1 protein-coding gene and 2 pseudogenes are annotated in these 1,707 nt (G+C 54.0%); all 3 read left to right on the top strand.

Features of this window, described 5'->3' with window-relative positions:
- Positions 1–379: pseudogene (locus RR842_RS13410) on the top strand (hypothetical protein); the annotation flags it as partial.
- Between the two features lie 14 nt (positions 380–393).
- Entirely contained in the window at positions 394–1,458 is a 1,065-nt protein-coding gene (locus RR842_RS13415; protein ID WP_332730091.1) for a hypothetical protein, read from the top strand.
- A 49-nt stretch (positions 1,459–1,507) separates the two neighbouring features.
- Positions 1,508–1,707: pseudogene (locus tag RR842_RS13420) on the top strand (alanine--glyoxylate aminotransferase family protein); the annotation flags it as partial.

The following is a 1,707-nucleotide window of genomic DNA, read 5'->3' on the forward strand; positions in this document are numbered from 1 at the left end:
TAAGCATTGGTTTTGGGGTACTGTCGCCTTGATTTCCTCAATCATGATTGTTCATATGCCACGTGGGAACACTATGGAATGGATATCGTTTATATGGACAACTCGTTTTGCACTTGCAATGGCGCTGCTGGTGGGAGGGTCGGCTTTGTTGAGCTGGTGCTCGTCTCGCCGCGCCCTTAAGATAGTGCGTAAAGGATTGCAAGAGAGAATGCGCGGTACGCGGGAGGATCCCAACTTGCCAGAGGTGCTACCGGAGGTTGATCGGACATCTGATCTGGTGATTGTGCGGGCTCCTGCTGCTATTCCGCTTTGCGAGAATGGTAAAAATGGCCAACTACGCGTGCTGGCTTCGACGCGTTGCAAGGTATTGAAAGGCTAAGGTGAGGATGCGTTATGTTCAACTTTGAAACAATCGGGGAAAGCGTCAAACGACACTGGATTCCTATCGTGATAGTTACGCTTTTGCTGGTGGCGGTTGGCGTGGTGCCTTCCTTTTCCAAAGGGGGAGAGACGGTGGTTGAGCCGGCTTATACCGCTGAGGCTTCTTTCTATATTTCGGGATACGAGAAATCCCCGGAAGTGGGTACCTACAACTATCAGCTGGGGGGCGCTGAGGATATGCTGATTACCGACGCACGTCGTGTGATCGTAAGCAATGAGGTGGCTGGTGAGGTACGTCGTCAATTCGGGGAGGATGTGACGGTGTCGTCTCCCTTCTGGGTTAATGAAAAGACGAACGGGAATTTCTACACCCGCTTTATCTTTGTGGATGCGTCTGCTCCGACGCCTGAAATAGCTTTACAGGCAACCGATTTTGCCGCAGAAAAAGCCTCTCAGATTATCCGAGAAACGCTGCCGGTTACTGAAGTTACCATTGTGAGTCCTGCGGCGTTGTCGTCAGTACAGGGCAAGGCGGCCGACTTTGGCGTGGATAAGCCTGTGTCGAAAGAAAACCCCCTTGTAGCGGTTGCTTCGAGCGTTAACATCAAGAATGTGATTATCTATGGCTTCGTGGGTTTGGTGGGTTCGCTTGTTGTTTTTGTTGCCTACGATGTTCTTTCCCGTCGTGTAAGGTCGGTGCGCGACATTGAGCGTCTGCTTGCTGTGCCGTCTTTGGCCTCGGTGCGCACGGAAGATGACTACGCGTTTTTGGCGGAAGATGTCAAAGTGCTTCTCGAGCGCAACGATATTGCTTCGCTTGTAGTGGCGGGTTGCGTTAAGGCTGATGGAGCGGTTCAAGTTGCACATGCGCTGGAGCAGAGAGGCCTTACGGTGACCGGAAGCGCATCGGCGGCTGTTGAGCCCGATGCTGTTCAAGTGTTGTCGCAGGCGGAGGGTGTGCTGATTGCTCTCGGCTGTGCTACGGCGAAGAGTCGCGATCTTGATCGATTGTCGGAAGCTCTGCGCATCGCGGGTACGCCGGTGGTCGGTGCGGTGTTCGTGCCGCGTAAGCGGTAGCGCGTCTGCTGTTTGGGATTTGCAACGAAACGAACGAAGGAGTGCCGCTGTGCTTAATTTTGCCGTGGGTCCGGTGCAGATGTCGGATGAAGTACGATCGGTTGGGGCCGAGCAAGTCCCCTATTTTCGGACGCCTGAATTCTCCCGCGTCATGCTTGAAAACGAAGCGCTCCTTTTGAAGTTTGCCGGCGCTCCTGAAGCGTCGCGTGTGGCGTTTTTGACGGGCTCAGGCACCGCCGCTATGGAGGC

Source organism: Gordonibacter sp. (assembly GCF_036667095.1).
Classification (GTDB): Bacteria; Actinomycetota; Coriobacteriia; order Coriobacteriales; family Eggerthellaceae; genus Gordonibacter.